The 19,860-nt window shown below is 72.6% G+C and carries 9 protein-coding genes; 6 read left to right on the forward strand and 3 right to left on the reverse strand.

Annotated elements, in window-relative coordinates; all coding sequences use genetic code 11:
• Positions 1-47: 47 nt before the first annotated feature.
• Complete coding sequence (locus tag EF879_RS20740; protein WP_123561314.1) at positions 48-1,007, forward strand: RNA polymerase sigma-70 factor; 960 nt, start codon at positions 48-50, stop codon at positions 1,005-1,007.
• On the opposite strand, the gene EF879_RS20745 is transcribed toward EF879_RS20740, so the two are convergent.
• On the reverse strand, positions 940-2,133 hold the full coding sequence (locus EF879_RS20745) for an NAD(P)/FAD-dependent oxidoreductase (RefSeq protein WP_123561111.1): 1,194 nt from the start codon (positions 2,131-2,133) through the stop codon (positions 940-942). The genes EF879_RS20740 and EF879_RS20745 overlap by 68 nt on opposite strands.
• 206 nt (positions 2,134-2,339) lie before the next feature.
• Positions 2,340-2,741, reverse strand: coding sequence for a TetR/AcrR family transcriptional regulator C-terminal domain-containing protein (locus tag EF879_RS20750; protein ID WP_123561113.1), 402 nt, complete (start codon positions 2,739-2,741; stop codon positions 2,340-2,342).
• Positions 2,742-2,759: 18 nt separating this feature from the next.
• Between EF879_RS20750 and EF879_RS20755 the strand changes: the two genes are divergently transcribed.
• Positions 2,760-3,602, forward strand: coding sequence for an ABC transporter permease (locus EF879_RS20755; RefSeq protein WP_123561114.1), 843 nt, complete (start codon positions 2,760-2,762; stop codon positions 3,600-3,602).
• An 84-nt stretch (positions 3,603-3,686) separates the two neighbouring features.
• Here the strand turns inward: EF879_RS20755 and EF879_RS20760 are convergent, their stop codons facing one another.
• Positions 3,687-4,580, reverse strand: a complete 894-nt coding sequence (locus EF879_RS20760) for a M23 family metallopeptidase (protein ID WP_370375535.1) — start codon at positions 4,578-4,580, stop codon at positions 3,687-3,689.
• A 177-nt stretch (positions 4,581-4,757) separates the two neighbouring features.
• On the opposite strand from EF879_RS20760, the gene EF879_RS20765 reads away from it, so the two are divergent.
• The 4 genes from EF879_RS20765 (at position 4,758) to EF879_RS20780 (ending at position 19,853) form a co-directional block, all read left to right on the forward strand.
• Positions 4,758-7,553, forward strand: coding sequence for a BTAD domain-containing putative transcriptional regulator (locus EF879_RS20765; RefSeq protein WP_199736538.1), 2,796 nt, complete (start codon positions 4,758-4,760; stop codon positions 7,551-7,553).
• A 179-nt stretch (positions 7,554-7,732) separates the two neighbouring features.
• Positions 7,733-11,425: an RICIN domain-containing protein gene (locus EF879_RS20770; protein ID WP_158624218.1), complete on the forward strand. Its 3,693-nt coding sequence runs from the start codon at positions 7,733-7,735 to the stop codon at positions 11,423-11,425.
• Positions 11,426-11,566: 141 nt separating this feature from the next.
• Positions 11,567-13,267 (forward strand): family 43 glycosylhydrolase, encoded by a 1,701-nt coding sequence (locus EF879_RS20775; RefSeq protein ID WP_123561118.1) that lies wholly within the window; start codon positions 11,567-11,569, stop codon positions 13,265-13,267.
• A 397-nt stretch (positions 13,268-13,664) separates the two neighbouring features.
• The gene (locus EF879_RS20780; RefSeq protein ID WP_233604630.1) at positions 13,665-19,853 is read left to right on the forward strand and encodes an RHS repeat-associated core domain-containing protein; all 6,189 of its coding nucleotides are present in this window, start codon (positions 13,665-13,667) and stop codon (positions 19,851-19,853) included.
• Positions 19,854-19,860 lie beyond the last annotated feature (7 nt).

Raw genomic sequence — 19,860 nt, forward strand, 5'->3', positions numbered from 1 at the left:
ACCGGACGGGCGGGCACGACACCGGCTCGGGCGGGGGTGGGACGGCGATGACGGCGATCGGCGGTGACGGGGCGACCAACGGTTCCGGGTCGGTCGCCGGGTCCGAGGCGACCCGGGTCTTCGCCCGGTACCGGGCCCGGCTCCACGCGATCGCCTACCGGCTGCTCGGCCGGGTTGGTGACGCCGAGGACGTGGTGCAGGACGCCTGGGTGCGTTGGTCGGAGGTGGACCTGGCCGAGGTGGCCGACCCGGAGGCGTACCTGGTGCGGGTGGTGACGCGGCTGGCGATCGACCGGCTGCGCAGCGCCCAGGTCCAGCGGGAGCGGTACGTCGGATCCTGGCTCCCGGAACCCCTCGCCACCACGCCGGACATCGCCGACCGGGTGGCGCTCGCCGACACCGTCTCCACGGCCATGCTGGTGGTCCTCGAGTCGCTCTCGCCGCTGGAGCGGGCCGTCTTCGTGCTGCGCGAGGCGTTCGACTACCCGTACGCGGCGATCGCCGAGATGGTCGGTCGCAGCGAGGCCTCGGTGCGGCAGACCGCCCGTCGGGCCCGCGAGCATGTCGCGCGGCGGCAGCTTCGGTACGACACCGACCCGGCGACCCGCGCCCGGGTGACCCGGCGCTTCCTCGCCGCCGCCGCGGGCGGTGACCTGACCGACCTGATGGCGGTGCTGGCGCCGGACGTGACGCTGATCAGCGACGGCGGCGGCGTGGCGCCCGCGCCACGCCGGCCCATCGTGGGCGCGGAACCGGTGGCGCGGGCGCTGATGACGTTCACCGGGCGGATGCCGGCCGACCCGCGGGTCGAGGTGGTGGAGCTCAACGGCGGCCCGGGCATCGTGGTCTACTCGGGAGACACCCCGGCCGTCGCGATCACCCTGCACCTGGTCGACGGCGCGGTGCGCACCATCCACCTGGTGAGCAACCCCGCCAAGCTCACCGGGGTACGGCCACCCGGTTCGCTCGCCCACCGGTCCGCGCCAGGGCTCGGGCCGGGATCGTGATCCGCTGCGACAGCCGGTACAACTTGGGCGGGCTGCTGGTGAACGTCTCCTTGTACGTCACCGCGGCGCGACCGGTCAGGTACCACCGGCCCGGCGAGTCGTCGGGCCGGGTGAACTGGATGACCGCGTCCCGCCGGCCGAGGCTGACCGGCTGGTGCAGGTACCCGAACCGGAACGGTCGGGCCTGCTTGCCCCGCAGCCGCCGAGCGATGCTCTCGGCGGCGTGTACCCCGGACGGCACGCCGCTCTGGCAGGTGCCGTGGATCTCGCCCCATCCCTGCCGGATGGCGGCGGCGTCGCCGATCGCGTACACCGAGGGGTGCGAGACCGAGGCGAGCGTGGCGTCGACCACCACCCGATCCCGGTCGTCCACGGTCAGCCCGGCCTCCCGAGCGAGCGGCGAGGCGACGACCCCGGTGGTCCACAGGGTGGCGTCGGACGGTACCAGCTCGCCGCCGGCCAACTCCACCGCGTCCGGCAGCACCTTGGTCACCTCGACCCCGGCACGTACCTCGACCCCGAGCCGGTCCAGCGCGGCGCGCAGGTAGCGGCGGGCCGGCGCGCCCATCATGGTGCCCGGCTCGTTGCGGCCGAGCAGCACCACGTGCAGGTTCGGGTAACGCTCGGCGATCTCGGCGGCCGCCTCGACGCCGGTGAGGCCGGCCCCGGCGACGGCCACCGCACCGCTGCCCCGGTGGACCAGCTCGGCCAGCCGTGCGGCGAACCGCTCGGCCTCGGCACGGTCGTTGAGCGTGTACCCGTGCGCGTCCATCCCCGGCACGGTGGCGGTGTCGGCCACGCTACCGATGGCGTAGACCAGGTAGTCGTACCTCAGCGTGAGCTCGCCGTCCGGGACCGCGACGCTGACCTCGCGCTGCTGGGGATCGATGCGGGTCGCCCAGCCCTGGACGAACTCGACACGGCTGCCCTCGAGCAGCGCCGGGATCCGGTAGTCGGTCAGGGTCTGACCAGTGGCGATCTGGTGCATCCGGAGCCGCTCCGTGAACCGGTCGGACGGGTTGACCAGTATCACCCGGGCGCGGAGGCGGCGGGTACGCCGGGCCAGCACGAGCGCGTTCATGATGCCGGTGTAGCCACCGCCGAGCACGACGATCGTGGGTGTCATGGCACTTTCTCTCCTCAACCGGCACCCGCTCGGGTGCCCTCACACCCCACGGACGAGGCAACGGGCCCCGCGCGTGAGCCGGGTCTGGCGTGAGGCAGGCCACAGCGGTCGGCGGCGACGTCCGGCCGGTGCGTCCTCCGAGGCCGGCCGCGGTGGGAGAGCGTGGTGCGCGGGGGCTGGCCGAGCCGGTCAGGTCCCGGGGGTGGTCACCGGCGGTCCGGGGACGGCCCGGACGAGGCCGACGCGCCTGACGCGCTCGACGCGTCCGACGCGCCCGAGGCGGCTGGCGCGGCCGCGCGGGCGGCGACGAGCGCCGCGATGCCGTCGAGCAGGCGCTGCAGACCGAACTCGAAGCTCTCGTCCCAGCCCGCGTCGAACGCGTCCTCGTTGAGCGCGGCCATCGCCGGGAAGTTCCCCGACTCCATGGCCCGGACGAGCGTTGGAAAGTGCTGGTTCCAGAACTCCTCGTCGCTGATCCCGCTCTCCTCCACCGCGGCGTCGTACTGGATCCGGTGCCGCGCGAAGCCGGTGACGAAGCCGTCGAGCGTGATCACCGCGCTGAGCCGTTCCTGGTCGGTCAGGCCAAGGTTGGCGAGGCCGGCGATCATGGCCTCGGAGGCCAGTCGATGAGTGCACTCGACCTCGTACCCGACGACCGCGACACCCTGGGCAGCCGGGTTCGGTGGGCGGTGGTCGACTGCTGGACGATCGTGCTGCAGGAGCTGACGCACCTCGTCCGCCAGCCCTCCAACGTCGCCTGGCAGCTCGGCTTCCCGATTGTCATGGTGCTGCTGTTCGTCTACGTCTTCGGCAGCGCCATGGACGTTGCCGGGCAGGGTGCCGGCGAGGGCTACCTGGAGTTCGCGATGCCCGGCCTATTCACCATGACCATGGTGCTCAGCTTCATGAACACCGCGTTCGCGGTGGCCATGATGAAGGAACGCGGATTCATCGACCGGTTTCGGTCGATGCCGATGGCCTCCTCGGCGGTCGTCACCGGACGGGGTGTGGCCGACATCATTCACGCCGCCGTGGACCTGGCGATCCTGGTCGTCATCGCGCTGATCCTGGGCTGGCGCCCCGGCGGCGACCTGGTCGCCACGCTGAGCGCCTTCGTGCTCCTGCTCTGGCTGCGACTGGCGCTCATATTCGTGGGTATCTATCTCGGCCTCCTGGTCAAGAACACCGAGATGGCGGGGAACCTGTTCGCCGTCGCGTTCCCGTTCGGGATGATCTCCTCGGTGCTCACGCCGCCCGACCTGATGCCGGGATGGCTGGGCGCGATCGCCGCGTGGAATCCGGTCTCCTCCACCGCGGCGGCGATCCGGAGGCTGTTCGAGTCGCCGGCGGTGGCCAGCGGGTACTGGATCGAGGAGCACCCGATCGCCGCCGCCGTGGTCTGGCCGGCGGTGATCACCGGGATCTTCCTGTTCCTGGCGGTCCGCCAGTACCTGCGGCTCGGCCGCTGAGCACCGGGCGGGCGCGGGTGGAGACCGGGTCCCGCCCGCCCGGTCCGCCGATGCTGCGTGTCGGCCGCCGGGCTGGGCCCACGGTCACCCCGGCTGGCAGTTGTTGCTGGTCAGGGTGACCGTGTACTCGGCATCGTCGTGGGTGATGCCGGAGGGTCGACCGTCGAAGTAGGTCTCCACCTTCTGCCAACCCCGGCGCTGTTCGTAGTGCAGGTGTGGCGCCCCGGAGTTGCCGGTGCTGCCGACCCGTCCGATCTGCTCGCCCTGGGCGACCCGCTGGCCCACCCTGACCAGGGGCGGTTCCAGCAGGTGGAGGTACTGCGTCTCCCACCGGCCGCCGTGGTCGATCTTCACCCAGTAGCCACCGCCGCGACCCCGCGGGCCGTTCGGGTTGTCCGGGGTGCGGCCCCCGAGCGTCCCGTTGATCCCCGCCGCGGTCACGGTGCCCTCGTAGGACGCGAGCACCGGCCGGCCCCACGCCTCGCCCTCGGTCGGGAACATGTCGACGTCGTAGTCGTCGTGGCCGGGATAGGTGCCGAGCTGCCAGGTCTCGCCGCACGGTACGGGAAGCTGGAAGAGCGGGCGCGGACCCGGCGGCAGCAGCAGGGGTACAACGAGGACGGCCGCGCCGAGCAGGGCCGCGACCGCGGCCAGGGCGAGCAGCAGGCGGGTGGTACGGCTCCGGGCGCGGCGGCGGTCGCCGCGTCCGGTCGGGTGGCCGGTCGTCACCGTCCCGAGGATGGCAGATGCCGGCAAGCCACGGACCATCGGGTACGCGGGCCGCGCGCCGGGGGCGCCGCGCGGAGCAGGCCCGACCGCCGGGCCGCCGAGCCTGTCCGCCATGAACGGATGAAACGCCTGCGGCATCCCGAAGAACATCGCGTTCATGTCGACGAGGTGGATGCCGAGCAGTTCGGGCCGGGCGGGCGTTCGCCGGCCACCGCCGCCAGGGCCAGTAAACCGGAGGCCGGTCACCACCGAGCGAAGCGACGGACGGCCGGCGGGGGCGGCACCGCCCGGATCAGCGACAGGCGGATGGATATCCCCTGCACAACGGCCGTCAGTGTGGCCTCACCCGGACGTTCGGGCACGTTCGGCTGCCCCGGTAGGCTGCGGCCACGGTATCCACCATCGCCGTGACCCCCGGGGGTTGGTGTGGAATTTCGGCTGCTGGGTCCGTTGGAGGTGGTCAGCCGCGGCCAGGTGCTCCGGCTCGGCGGTACGAAGCGTCCCGCGCTGATGGCGGTGTTGCTGCTGCACCCGAATCGCGTGGTGCCCCTCGGCCAGCTCGTCGAGGCGCTCTGGGCCAACCCGCCCCGCGCCGCGGAGTCCAACCTCCGGACCTATGTCGCGGCCCTGCGCACCACCTTCATCAGGGCAGGCGAGGATGGGGCGCGCCTGTCGACGGACCAGCGAGGGTACCGACTCTCGGTCGAGCCCGGCGAGTGTGACCTGGCCACCTTTGTGGACCTCGCCGCGGAGGGGGAGCAGGCACTCGCCCGAGGCGACACCGCCACCGCGGCCCGACGCCTGCGCGCCGCGCTTGACCTGTGGCGCGGACCTGCGCTGGCAGGCCTGACTGGCGGGCCCTACCTCGCCCTCGAGGCAGACCGGATGGATCAGCACCGGCTCCAGGTCGTTGGACGCTGGGCCGAGGCAGCCCTGGCCGAGCGCTGCCACGAGCAGGTGGCGGCGGAGCTCGATCCGTTGGTGCGATCGTACCCGATGTGGGAGGGGCTGTGGGGGCAGCTGATGCTCGCCCTGTATCGCTGCGGGCGGCGGTCGGCCGCGCTGGCGGCGTACCGGGAGGCGTACCGGGTGCTCACCCGCGAGCTGGGTGTCCTGCCGGGCCAGGAGTTGCAGGACCTGCACCGGCGGATGCTCGCCGCCGATCCCACCCTCGACCCGCCGCCGGCCCGCGAGTCGGTACGCGTCGCGCTGCCGGCGCCGCGGCAGCTACCCGCGGACATCGCCGCCTTCGCGGGCCGGACCGAGCAGCTCGACGCACTGGACAGGTTGCTGGGCGCTGCCGACGGCGCCCAGCCGGAGACGGTGACGATCGCCGTCCTGACCGGCTCCCCGGGGATCGGCAAGACCACGTTGGCGGTGCACTGGGCACACCGGGTGGCGGCGCGGTTCCCGGACGGGCAGTTGTACGTGAACCTGCGGGGCTTCGACCCCGGGGGAGCGGTGATGAGCCCGTACGACGCCCTCCGCGGCTTCCTGGACGCCCTGGGCGTGGCACCGCAGCAGATTCCCACGACCCCCGACGCCCAGGCCGCGCTCTACCGCAGTCTGCTCGCCGGGCGGCGGGTGCTGGTGGTGCTGGACAACGCCCGCGACGCCGAGCAGGCGCGCCCCCTGCTGCCCGGCACACCGGGCTGCATGGCCGTGGTGACCAGCCGCAACCAGCTCGCCGGCCTGGTCGCCGCCGAGGGCGCCCACCCGGTGACGGTCGAGCTGCCCAGCACGGCCGAGGCCCGCCGGATGCTCGTCGGCCGGCTGGGTGAGCGGCGGGCAGCGGCCGAACCGGCCGCGGTGGACGAGATCATCGCCGGCTGCGCCCGGTTGCCACTGGCCCTGGCGATCGTCGCCGCCCGGACCGCATGCCGCCCCGACTTCCCACTCGCCGCGATCGCCGCCGAACTGCGCGCCGCCCGCGGCGGCTTGGAGCCGTTCGCCGGCGACGACCCCGCCACCGACGTACGGGCGGTCTTCTCCTGGTCGTACCAGGCCCTGCCGCCGCCGGCGGCCCGGGTGTTCCGGCTGCTCGGCCTGCACCCCGGCCCCGACATCGCCGCCCCGGCCGTGGCCAGTCTCGCCGCGCTGCCGGTCGAGCGGGTCCGCCCGCTGCTGGGTGCGCTGGCCGAGGCACACCTGCTCACCGAACGCGTCCCCGGCCGGTACGCCTTTCACGACCTGCTGCGCGCGTACGCCGCCGAACTCGCGCACACCCTGGACTCGGCGGCGGACCGGCGGGCCGCGCTGGCCCGGCTGCTCGGCCACTACCTCCAGACCGCGCACGCCGCCGCGCTGCTGCTGCACCCGACCCGGGAGCCGATCGCGCTGCCCGCGATGCCGCCCGGCGTCACGGTCGAGCGGCTCGCCGACGGTGCGCAGGCGGTCGCCTGGTTCACCACGGAGCACCGGGTGCTGCTGGCCCTCACCCGGTGGATCGCGGAGCACGGCCCCGACGACCACGCCGGCCCGCTCGCGTGGGCCCTGTCGGACTTCCTCCAGCGCCAGGGGCACTGGCTCGACTGGGCCACCAGCCAGCAGGTCGCGCTGACCGCCGCGCGGCGGCTCGGCGACCGGGCCGGCCAGGGCGACGCGCACCGCGGCCTCGGCTTCGCGTACGCCCGGCTGGGGCGGCACCGGGACGCGCTGGACGAACTCGGGCACGCCCTCGACCACTACCGCGCGTGCGACGACGAGACCGGGCAGGCCAACGCCCACCTCGGCATCGGCTGGGTGCTGGAGCGGGAGGGCCGGCACTCCGAGGCGCTGGCGCACGGCCAGCATGCGCTCGACCACTTCCGCCGCGCGGACAACCGGATCGGGCAGGCCCGGGCCCTGAACAGCATCGGCTGGTGCCACACCCTGCTCGGCGACCACCGACCGGCGCTCGCCCACTGCCAGGCAGCGCTGGCCATCCAACGGGAACTCGGCGACCGGCGCGGCGCGGCCACCAGCCTGGACAGCATCGGCTACATCCACCACCAGCTCGGCGACCACGCCGCGGCCGTGGACTGCTACCAGGAGGCCATCGCGCTGTTCCGGGAGGACGGCGACCGGTACTACGAGGCCGACGTCCTGCACCATCTCGGAGACTGCCACCACGCCCGGGGCGACCGCGCCGCGGCCGTCGCCGCCTGGCGCCAGGCCCTGGCCATCCTCGACGAACTCGGCCACCCCGACGCCGCCACGCTCCGCGGCAAGCTCGACTCCTGACGTGTCCCGGTCGCCGGGTCCCGACGGCGGGTTCGCCGTCGTTCGTGGTCCGGGGACCGCCGTGGTCCGGCCGCCCTGTGCGGAAAATGTGCGGATCGGCTGGCAGCCTCGGAGCGACCCGTGTCAAGACCCGCGCTGATGCCGGCCGGGCGGGTGCGGACCTGCGCGGTGGAGGCGCGATGACGGTGTGGGCTGGAATAACCGGTTGGTCGACGACCCTCGTGGCGGCGCTCGTGGTCGGCTCCGCCGTACCGCCCGGTCCGCTCTTCTCGCCGGCGGATGCGGGCGGGACCGGGGCGCGGTCCGCCGAACCCGCGGCCGCGAGCCTGACCGAGGCCGCGCGGGCGGCCGAGACGGCACGTCGCACCGGCGAGCCGGTGGAGATCCTCAGCGAGGGCACCGAGACGTCCCGGGTCTTTGCCAACCCGTCCGGGACCCGGACGCTCGAACAGTACGCGCTGCCGATCCGGACGCGTCGCGACGGACAGTGGGTGCCGATCGACACCCGACTGGTCCGCGACCCGGACGGGCGGGTGTCGCCGGCCGCGACCCCGGTCGGGCTCCGGCTCTCCGGGGGTGGCGACGGCCCTCTGGTCGCCGCCGAGCAGGACGGCGCCGAGCTCGCGCTCTCCTGGCCGACGCCGCTGCCGGAGCCGATCCTGGCCGACGACACCGCGACCTATCCCGAGGTGCTGCCCGGGGTGGACCTGCAGGTGCGGGTCAATCCGGTGGGCTTCTCGCAGGTCCTGGTGGTGAAGAACGCGGCGGCGGCGAAGAATCCGGCGCTGCGGCGGATCCGCTTCGGCACCCAGACCCGGGGGCTGACCCTGCGGGAGGGTGAGGACGGCAGCACCGTCGCCGTGGACCCGAGTGGCCGCCCGGTCTTCAGCTCCGGGCCACCGCTGATGTGGGACAGCACCCCGGCACCGACCGGAGCCGAGGGGGTCGGCGCGCGCAGCGTCGCGACGGAGGCACCCCCGGTCGGACCGGATCCGTCGACCGCGTACCGGCAGCGCGTGATGGAGCTGGAGGTGAAGCCGGGGGAGCTCACGGTCGTTCCGGACCAGGACCTGCTGACCGGTCCGGACACCCGGTACCCGGTCTACCTCGACCCCTCGTACAGCGCGGTCCAGTACCGGTGGACGCTGGTCAGTAAGGGCGCTCCGAACAAGTCGTACTGGGTTCACGACCACTACCGCGAGGATGTCCGGGTCGGCACGACCTACGGGGTCTCTGAAGCAGAAGCACGGGGTCCCTGGCGGACGTTCTTCCAGATGCGCGTCGCGCGGCTGCCCAGGGCGACGATCTCCCGCGCCTGGTTCTCCATCTCGATGACGCACACCGCGAGCTGTTCGGCGACCACCGTCGAGCTGTGGCACACCAAGCTGATCGACCCCGCGACCTCCGTCACCTGGAACAACAGCGGTGGACACTGGCTCGGCGGCAAGGCGCTCTTCACCCAGTCTGGTAAGGCCAACAAGGTGACGTGCGGCCAGCCCGCGCTGCTGATGGAGTTCGGGCTGAGCCCGGACACGGTCACCCCGGTGGTGCAGCAGGCGGTGGCGGGCGCCGACGGACCGCAGGAGGCGATCGGCTTCGGGCTGCGTATCCCGTCCGCCCACGAGGACGAAGAAACCTACTGGAAGCGGTTCAACCCCTCCACCGCCCGCCTGAACATCGAGTACAACACGCCGCCGGAGATCCCGACCGGAGTGTCGACCGTGCCGCCCACCCGCTGCGGCACCGCCACCGCGCCGACGGTGCTGAACACCACCACCCCGACCTTCTCCGCGGTGGGCTACGACCGGGACGGGGACAACCTCGTCCACGAACTGGAGGTGCTCTCCGGCGAGACGGTGCTGACCCGGCTCCAGTCCGGCACCGTCGGCACCGGCACCGTGGCCCGTTGGTCGCCGGTGCCCGCCGGGACCCTGCCCTCCGGCTCGTCCGGGACCGTCTTCAGCTACCGGGCCCGTAGCCGCGACGCCAGCCTGACCAGCGGATACACCGACCGCTGCTACTTCACCGTCGACACCACCCGGCCGGCTCCGCCGGTGGTGTCGTCAACCGACTACCCCGGCGCGACAGCGGCCATTCCGGTCGGCCGGGCCGGCATGGTGACCTTCGACCCGGGCGGGGCGGAGACCGACGTCGTCGCCTACCGGTACGGCTTCAGCCCGGACGTCACCACCATGTGGGTGGCCGCCGGGGCGCAGGGCCGGGCCAGCGTGCCGATCACCCTGTGGCCGTCGAGCCCGGGGGAGACCGGTGACGTCCGGCGGACCCTCTACGTACGCGCGATCGACCGGGCCGGCAACAGCAGCCCGCTGAGCTCCGGATACGAGCTGGTCGCCCGGGGGAGGACCGTGTCGGATCCGCCGGTGCGCGGTGACGTCAACGGCGACCGGCGCGGTGACGTGACCACCCTGGTGGACCACGGGTTCGGCCGGACCGCGGTGTGGAACCTGCTCGCCGCACCGGACGGCTTCCACCCCGGCTACATCGGCTGGGACACCGACGTCAGCGGCGGCTTCCCCGCCGACCTGGTGCGCAGCGCCGCCGGGGACTTCGACGGGGACGGGCGTACCGACCTGGTCATCTTCCGGGAGGACGCCGACAAGGTGGTCCGGCTCTTCCTGCTCCGCTCCGACGGCAACCGGTTCTCCGCGGCCAGCGAGCCGGTGTGGAGCGGCAGCACGTTCCGGCTGAGCCACCTGAAGGCGGTCGCCGGGGACTTCGACGGCGACGGCGACGACGATCTGGCCGCGTACCAGGGGCTGGTGGACGGTCAGGTCCGGCTCTGGACGTTCCGCTCGGACCGGGGCGCCTTCGCCGCGCCCGTGTCGCACTGGGACAGCGGCGCCGGCGGTCCCGGCGTCGCCGGTGCCAACCTGGTCGCCGGCGACTTCGACGGCGACGGGGACGACGATGTCGCCGATGTCCACGACGTCGGTGGCGCCCGGACCCGGCTGATGGTGCACACCGCCACGGCCGGTGCGTTCGGCGCCCCGGCGCAGGTCTGGGACAGTGGCGCCGGCGGTCTCGACGCGGCCCGGTCCCGGTTCGTCGCCGCGAACGTGACCGGGGACGCGGCGGGTGTGGCCGAGGTGGTGGCGCTCGTGGACGACGGCGCGGCGACCGCCCGGCTGGTCACCATCGCCCGCCAGGACGGTACGTGGACGGCGGCGACCTGGTGGAGCAGCGGCGCGGGCGGGTTCGACGCCACCCGGGCGACCCTGGCCGCCGGGGACTTCGACGCGGACGGGCGGGACGACGTCGCCACCCTCTCCGACATCGGAGGCGGGAACCGGCGCCTCGTCAGCTTCCCGTCGACCGGCACCGGCTTCGCCTCGGCGCGGACCGGCTGGGAGGGCTACGTCAGCGACGCCACCCCGACGCTGCACATCGACCCGACCCGGAAGTACCGGATCCACCCGGTGCACAGCGGCAAGTGCCTCGACGTTCCGGGTGGGAGCAGCGCCAACGACGTCGTGATCGACCAGTGGGACTGCGTCACGACGGCGACGTGGGAGCAGTTCCGCTTCGAGCGGGTCGGCGCCTCGCCGTACTTCCAGATCCGGACCGCGGCCGAGAAGTGCGTGGACCTCAAGGCGTGGAGCCTGCTGGACGGCACCCCGGTGCTCCAGTACACCTGCCACGACGCGGGGGTGACGAAGCCGAACCAGCAGTTCCGGCTGGAGTGGGTGTCGGGCAGCGGGTACGAGCCCGTGGTCCGGCTCCAGGTGGTGCACAGCGGCAAGTGTCTGCAGGTCAGTGGCGGCAGCGTGGCCAACGGGGCGCAGATCGTGCAGACGCCGTGCGCCACGACGCCGCCGCCGGAGGCGCGGTTCATCCTGCGGATGGAGCCGTGACGGCGTGCGCGTCGGACGACGCCCGTCCGGAGGCACGGAGGCCCGAACCGGCCGCATGGCGGGCCTGCCCGGAAGCGGGATGACGGCCGTCGTGCGGGCGGGGTGACCCGGGTCCGACGCGTACGACGAGGGGAGGACGCGATGGGGATCGGCCGGCGTACGGGTGCGGTACGGCGCGGGGTGCTGGCCCTGGTGCTGGCGCTCGGCCTGGTGACCGCCGGCTCGACCGTGCCGGCCGGAGCCGCCGCAGCCGGTGCCGGGGGACCGGCCGTCGGTGCCAGGGGATCGGCCGGCGCCGCCGCCACCTTCACCAACCCGGTCGCCACCAACCGGTCCGACCCGCACATCATCTCCTTCGGCGGGCGGTACTACTACACGAGTACGGACGGGTGTCAGGCCGGCTGGCTCTGTGTCTGGGAGTCCGCGACGCTGACCGGTCTCGGCGGGGCCACCCGGCACCCGGTGTGGCAGATCCCGGCGTGCCCGGCGCCGAACTGCCGCGAGGTGTGGGCGCCGGAGATCCACGAGCTCGGGGGGCAGTTCTACATCTACTACACCGCGACCGACGCGACGGAGCACGCGAACCACCGGATCTTCGTGCTGCGGTCCACCACCGGCGCGCCCACCGGTCCGTACGTGGAGGCGGACACGGGGTACCCGCACGGCCAGCTCCGGGAGTCCAGCGACCTCTTCGCGATCGACCTGAACGTCTTCACCGGCCCGGACGGGCGGCTCTACGCCACCTGGTCCGGTTGGCCGACCAGCGCCGGCGGCCGGCAGCACCTCTACATCGCGCCGATGAGCGACCCGCTGCACATCAGCGGGCCCCGGGTGCAGATCTCGGCCCCGGAGCGGCCCTGGGAGACCGTGCGGTACCCGGTCAACGAGGGTCCGGTCGGCTTCGTCCGCAACGGGACGACCTTCATCACGTACTCGGCGAGCGCCTGCTGGAGCGACAGCTACGCGGTCGGCCTGCTCACGAACACCTCCGGCAACCTGCTCGACCCCGCCGCCTGGGTCAAGACCGGTCCGCACTTCAAGTTCCACTCCGGGGTGCGCGGCACGGCGTCGTTCGTACCGATCCAGACCCTCGACGGCGCCGAGACATGGTTTCTCGTGCACGCCAACACCAACGCCTGCGACCCGGGGCGGGTGCTGCGGGCACAGCGGCTGTACTGGGACCCGACCGGCACCCCGGTGCTCGGCTACCCGGTGGCCGACGGCGTGCCGCTGCCACCGCCCTCCGGCGAGCTGGGCTCGACGGGTACGCCCAACCCGTACGAGCGGGGCTGGGGAGACGCCTTCGGCGACGCCGCGATCGGCGACACCGTACACGGCCGGCGTACCGGCGCCTGGACCGTGCTGAGTCCCACCGAGGCGCGGCTCACCTCGTTCGGCGGTACCACCTGGACCCAGCTGTTCCGGGCCGCCAACCCCAACTACGAGACGTACACCGCCGCGGTCGACGTGCAGTGGGTGGCGACCGGCACCACGTCGGCGTACCCCAAGTACGGGATGTACGCCTCGTATGCGGACCGGAACAACTACGTGGCGGTCTTCATCGACATCAAGTACCGGGTGCTCGCCACCTTCGCCGTGGTCCAGGGAGTCCCGGCCGGGTGGCAGAACGCCCCGCTTCCCGCCGGTTTCGTGGCGACCAGCTACCACCGGCTCACCGTCCGCAAGACCGGGGCGACCTACCGGTTCCTGCTCGACGGTAAGCAGCTGCAGCAGCGGACCTTCTCCGGAGAGTTCCCGGTGCTGCTCAACGGCCAGGTGGGGCTGGTAACCGAGGACACCAAGGCGAACTACCGCAACCTGGCGATCACCGACACCTGGTGACCCGGGCCTCGTGCCGTTCCGGTCACCCGGCCGGGTCGCCCGCGTGGACGGGATAACGCCCGCCCGCCGCCGGCCGTGGTGTGTCGCCGACCGGCGTCGACCGTGGGGCGTGCCAGGACCCGCGGCCGATCCGGACCCCCTCCGCCCGCCCGTAACTGTGCAGTTCCTGTGCATCTCGCCCGGAACGATGGTCAATATCGGGGAATCTGGATGCGGCAACAGATCTGTCGACAGTCCCCGATACGGCTGGGATTACGGGACTGGAGGCGAGATGGACCGTGACCGGAGACCGAGGCACCACCGATGGCGGGTATCACGCCAAGGGGCGACCCGGCGCTGGGCCCGCGGTGTCCGACACGCGCTGGTGCCGGCGCTGAGCCTGGTGTTGGTCGTCACCATGACGGACGCGCCCGTGTCGGCGCGACCGGCCGAGGAGGACCTGTGGAAACCCCGCGCCGAGCGATCCGTGCCGGTGCGGAGCGTGACCGTGCCCGAGCCCGAACCCGACCCGGCCGAGCAGCTGGCGCTGCGGGCCACCCCGACGGTGACCTGGCCGACTCCGGGCGCCACGGAGGTGGTGCTGGACACCGGGACGCGGCGGGCCGTGGCCGGCACCGCCGGCTCGCTGCCGATCCGGGTGGCGCCGGTCGAGGGCGCGACCGCGTCCGGGGAACGAGCCGCCGCCTCGACACCCGGCCGGGTCCGGGTGGAACTCAAGGATCGGTATCTCGACGGGCTGCTGCTCGACGTACGCCGGACCGACGGGGTGGCCCGCGACGGCCGGGTGTCGCTGGAGGTGGACTACTCCGGCTTCCGGGACGCGTACGGAGCGGACTGGGCGGTGCGGCTCCGGCTGCTGAAGCTGCCGGCCTGCGCCCTGACCACCCCGGAGCGGACGGAGTGCGTCGGCACCCCGGTGGCGACCCGCAACGACGGCTCCGGACGGCTGAGCGCCGAGGTCACCGTACCCGGCACCCTGGCCGCCGGGGCGCGACCCACCGACGGCGGACTGTACGCGGTGGTCGCGGCGGCCTCCTCCGGCGCGGGTGACCTCCGGGCGTCGCCGCTGGCGCCCTCGTCGACCTGGGCGGTCGGCGGGTCCTCCGGCGACTTCACCTGGAGGTACCCGATGGACACCCCGCCCGCGGTCGGGGGTCCGGAACCGGAGCTGGAGCTGGCGTACTCCAGCGGCACGGTCGACGGGCGTACCTCGGCCACCAACAACCAGCCCTCGTGGGTCGGTGAGGGCTTCGACTTCAACCCGGGCGGCTACATCGAGCGCCGCTACACCAGCTGCGGCACCGACACGTCGGGCGGCAACAACAGCGGACGCAAGACCGGCGACCTCTGCTGGGCCACCGACAACGCCGTCTTCTCACTCAACGGCAAGGGCGGTGAGCTGATCCGCGACGACGCCACCGGGAGGTGGCGTCCCCGGGTCGACGACGGTTCCCGGGTGGAGCGGATGACCGGCGCGTCGAACGGCGACAACGACGGCGAGTACTGGCGGATCACCACCCGGGACGGCACCCAGTTCTACTTCGGGCTGCACGACGTCCCCGGCGGCGAGGTGTCGAACTCCACCTGGACCGTGCCGGTGTACGGCAACCACGCCGGCGAGCCGTGCCGCAAGTCGACCTTTGACACGTCGTACTGCGACCAGGCCTGGCGGTGGAATCTCGACTACGTGGTCGACGTGCACGGCAACGCGATGACCCTCTACTACCAGCGCGAGACGAACCGGTACGGCCGCAACCTGTCGGCGTCGAAGGTCTCCACGTACCACCGGGGCGGCTGGCTGGACCGGATCGACTACGGGCAGCGGGTCGACGACGGCACCGTGGTCACGCCCCCCGTCGCCCGGGTTGACCTGGTCGTGGCCGACCGGTGCATTCCGGGCACGACCTGCACCCCGTCCAAGCCCGCCGACTGGCCGGACGTGCCGTGGGACCAGTCCTGCACCAGCAGCACGAGCTGCCCCAACAAGCACACCCCGACGTTCTGGACGCAGAAGCGGCTGGCGAAGGTGGTCACCCAGGTGCGCGTCGGCTCGACGTTCCAGAACGTCGAGTCGTGGGAGCTGACGCACGAGTTTCCCAGCCCGGGCGACGGCACCCGGGCCGGTCTCTGGCTCGACAGCCTCCGGCACGTCGGCCACGTCGGCGGCACGGCCAGCGACCCCGAGGTCCGGTTCACGGGCAAGCGGCTCAACAACCGGGTGGACGGAATCGACGGGGGCATCCCGCCGATGAACTGGTTCCGCCTGGTCAAGGTCGAGCTCGACTCCGGTGGCGAGGTGGCGGTCGACTACTCGCCGGCCGAGTGCGTGGCGCCGGACCGGCTGCCGACGCCGGACAGCAACGGTATGCGCTGCCACCCGTTGCGCTGGACCCCGGAGGGACAGCTCACCGAGCGCCAGGACTGGTTCCACAAGTATGTGGTCACCAAGATCACCGAGACCGACCGGATCACCGGGCTGGAGCCCGAGGTGACCACGGTGGAGTACCTCACCGATCCCGCCTGGCGGCACGACGAGGAGGACGGCCTGGTCCCGGCCGAGCGTAAGACCTGGTCGCAGTGGCGCGGTTACGGCAAGGTCAGGACGATCAAGGGCACGGCCAACGAGGTGAAGACGGTCACCGAGTCGGTCTATTTCCGCGGCATGGACGGCGACCGGACCGCCTCCGGCGGGACCAAGAAGGTGATGGTCTACGACTCCACGGGCACCCCGCTGCCCGACTCCGACCCGCTGGCCGGGACCGAACGGGAACACATCACCTACGACGCCACCGGGGAGATCCTGGAACGGTCGATCACCGACCCGTGGATCTCCGACCCGACCGCGACCCGGACCCGGAGCTGGGGCACCACCAAGGCGTACCAGGTCGAGGAGGCCAGGGTCCGGCAGGCGGAGGCGAGGACCGGCGGCGGCTGGCAGGAGTCCGGCTCGGACAACGTCTACGACGTGGCCGGACGGCTGCTCCACTCGACGGACTTCAACGACCTGGCTGACCCGAACGACGACGTCTGCACCCGGTACACCTACGTCAGCAACGAAGACGCGTGGCTGATGGACCTGCCGGCCCGGGTGGAGACCCTCGGGGTGAGCTGCGACAAGACCCCGTCGTACCCGGAGGACCTGCTCGGCGACGAGCGGTTCTACTACGACGGCGCCAGCACGCTCGACGCCACGCCGGTGCACGGTGACATCACCCGCAAGGACGAGCTCTCCGGATGGGCGAACGGCGCCCCCACCTTCATCACCACCTCCCGGGCCCGCTACGACGTCCACGGCCGGCAGGTCGAGCACATCGACGTGCAGGGCGGGCGGAGCACCACCAGCTACACCCCGGCCACCGGCGGGCCGGTGACCGCGGTCTCCACCACCAACCAGCTCGGCCACGTCACCACGACCACGTTGGAGCCGGCCTGGGGCGAGGAGCTGCGGGTCACCGACCCGAACGGGCGGAGCACGGTGACCCGGTACGACCCGTTGGGTCGGCTGACCAAGGTCTGGCAACCGGGCCGGGACCCGGCGACCGACTCACCGAGCGCCGAGTTCAGCTATCTGACCCGGACCACCGGCGCCAACGCGGTCACGATCCGGACGTTGCAGCCCGACGGCAGCTACGAGACCGAGTACGAGCTGTACGACGGGTTCATGCGGCCCCGGCAGAAGCAGGAGCCGGCGCCGGGAGGCGGGCGGATCGTCACCGACACCATCTACGACTCGCGCGGGCTGGAGATCAAGGAGAACGGTCCGTACCTGAACGACGCACCGCCCGGCCCGGAGGTGGTCATCCCGGACGAGGCGCTGCTGCCCGCCCAGACCGTCACCATCTACGACCACGCGGAGCGGCCGGTGGCGGAGATCTTCAAGGTCGGCGGGGTGGAGCGGTGGCGTACCACGCACACCTACGGGCACAACCGGCACGACATCGACCCGCCGGACGGGGAGACCCCGACCACGCGGCTGATGGACAACGAGGGCCGGCTGGTCGAGCTGCGCCAGTACCACGGCGACTCGCCGACCGGGCCGTACGACGTGACCCGGTACACGTACACCAAGCGCGGCCAGATGGAGACCGTCACCGACCCGGCGGGCAACGTCTGGCGGTACGCCTACGACCTGCGCGGCCGGATGGTGCGTGCGGAGGACCCGGACCGGGGCGTCACCGAGTTCACCTACAACGACGCCGACGAGAAGGTCACCGCGCGGGACGCCCGGGGCGTGACGCTGGCCTACGCGTACGACGCGCTCGGCCGGCTGACCGCCATTCACGAGGGCTCGCTCGCCGGGCCGAAGCGGGCCGAGTGGACCTACGACGTGCTGCCGGACGGCACGCCGGCCCGGGGCCAGCAGGTCGCCTCGACCCGGTACGTCGACGGCAACGCCTACGTCACCGCGGTCGCCGGGTACGACGCCGCCGGGCGGCCGACCGGCACCACGTACACGATTCCGGCCAGCGAGGGCGCCCTGGCCGGCACCTACCGGTTCAGCACCACGTACCACGCCGACGGCGAGGTGGCGACGCTGGGCCTGCCGGCCGCCGGCGGCCTGCCGGCCGAGCAGCTCCGGTTCGGGTACGACGCCCTGGGGCTGCCGTCCACCCTGACCGGTCACACCCCGTACGTGACCAGGACGGGCTACACCTCGTACGGGGAGCTGGCCCAGCTCCGGCTGTCCGCGGGCGGGAAGTGGGTGACGTCGAGCTACGAGTACGAGCGCGGCACGCACCGGCTGAGCCGGGCGGTCGTCGAGCGGGAGACCGCACCGGTCCAGCTGGCCGACCTCAACTACACCTACGACGCGGCCGGCAACGTCACCCGGATCGCCGACCGGGCGGGCCCGGACGCCGGAGGCGGGCCGGAGACGCAGTGTTTCCGGCAGGACTACCTGCGTCGGCTCACGGAGGCGTGGACGCCCGCCTCGGGCGACTGCGCCGCGGCGCCGTCGGCCGCGGGGCTGGGCGGGCCGGCGCCGTACTGGCACGCCTGGACCTTCGACAAGACCGGCAACCGGCTCTCCGAGACCCGGACCGAGGCGAATGGCGCCACCACCACCAGCACCTACCGCTATCCGACCCCGGGGTCGGCGCAGCCGCACGCGGTGCAGGGCAGCACCACCACCGGGCCGGGCGGCACCCGCACCGACAGCTACGAGTACGACGCCACCGGCAACACCGTCACCCGGAGCAAGGGCGACAGCACGCTGCGGCTGATCTGGGACGCCGAGGGTCGGCTCGCCGGCACCACCGGTGCGGAGACCACGAGCTACGTCTACGACGCCGACGGGGAGCGGCTGATCCGGCGGGACTCCACCGGTACCACCCTCTACCTCGGTGACACCGAACTCCACCTGAGCACCGGTGGCGTGGTCACCGGCACCCGGTACTACCAGTTCGCCGGGCGGACGATCGCGGTGCGCACCTCGGCCGACAACAAGCTGCACTGGCTGGCCCTGGACCACCACGGCACGCCGGAGATCGCGATCGACGCGACCACGCAGCAGGTGCACCGGCGCCGACACACCCCGTACGGCGAGCTGCGCGGGCCGGCGCCGGACTACTGGCCCGGGCAGCGGTCCTTCGTCGGCGGCACCAGCGACCGGACCGGCCTGATCCACATCGGTGCCCGGGAGTACGACCCCACCCTGGGTCGGTTCATCTCGGTCGACCCGGTGATCGACTTCACCGATCCCCAGCAGACCAACGGCTACGCGTACGCCAACAACAGCCCGGTGACGTACGCCGACCCGGACGGCCAGTGGGGCTTCATCACCCGGGTCTTCTCCAAGACCGTGGTGCGGACGGTGGTGCACAAGGTCGTGCACCACGTGACGCACCACATCCCGGTGCCGGTGACCATCGTCAAGGACAAGATCAAGAAGACGGTCACCAAGCTGAAGAAGATCAGGAAGAAGGTCGTCCGCAAGGTCAAGAAGATCCAGAAGCAGATCGTCAAGATCAAGAAGAAGATCAGGACCGCGGCCAAACGCCTCGTCAAGAGGGTGGCCAAGAAGGTCACCAAGAAGTGGAACGAGGCCAAGGCGGCGGCCAAACGGGCGCGGGACCGGGCGGTCAAGGCGTTGCGGCAGGCCAGACAGGCGGCCGCACGGGCAGCCAAGGCCGTGGCGGACGCGTCACTGGTGGCCGCACGCTGGACCCTGAAGAACGTCCAGCCCGACGGGGCGATCTGGAAAGCGGCCAAACTCGGGCTCAGCGCCGCCGCGATGGTCGGCTGCGCCATCTGCGGCGCGGCAGCGGCCGGGATGACGCTGGTCGACATGACCCTCGCCGCCAAGGACGGCAACTACGGCGAGGCGGCATTCGAGGGCTTCGGGTTGGTCACCTTCGGGTTGGGCCGGGTCGCCAAGACCGGCATGGATGCGGCCCGGATCAACCAGAGCGCGGCGCGCGCACTGGCGCCGAACGTACCGGACCGGGCGGCCCGGATCGCCGCGGCCGACCGGGCGGTGGCTCGGGGCGAGGCCGCGGAGGCGAGCATCAACGGTACCGACGCCGGACTGTTCCTGAAGGACGCCGCCAAGGGCGCCTGGGAACTCGGTAACTGGATCAAGGGCTAGCGCCGCG

The organism is Micromonospora sp. HM5-17, from assembly GCF_003762835.1.
Lineage (GTDB): Bacteria > Actinomycetota > Actinomycetes > Mycobacteriales > Micromonosporaceae > Plantactinospora.

Excerpts from the sequence above, each read along its gene's own strand:
- EF879_RS20750 (WP_123561113.1), bottom strand. The coding sequence starts at position 2,741 with ATGATCGCCGGCCTCGCCAACCTTGGCCTGACCGACCAGGAACGGCTC.
- EF879_RS20775 (WP_123561118.1), top strand. The coding sequence starts at position 11,567 with ATGGGGATCGGCCGGCGTACGGGTGCGGTACGGCGCGGGGTGCTGGCC.
- EF879_RS20740 (WP_123561314.1), top strand. The coding sequence starts at position 48 with ATGACGGCGATCGGCGGTGACGGGGCGACCAACGGTTCCGGGTCGGTC.
- EF879_RS20755 (WP_123561114.1), top strand. The coding sequence starts at position 2,760 with ATGAGTGCACTCGACCTCGTACCCGACGACCGCGACACCCTGGGCAGC.
- EF879_RS20745 (WP_123561111.1), bottom strand. The coding sequence starts at position 2,133 with ATGACACCCACGATCGTCGTGCTCGGCGGTGGCTACACCGGCATCATG.
- EF879_RS20770 (WP_158624218.1), top strand. The coding sequence starts at position 7,733 with ATGACGGTGTGGGCTGGAATAACCGGTTGGTCGACGACCCTCGTGGCG.
- EF879_RS20780 (WP_233604630.1), top strand. The coding sequence starts at position 13,665 with ATGACGGACGCGCCCGTGTCGGCGCGACCGGCCGAGGAGGACCTGTGG.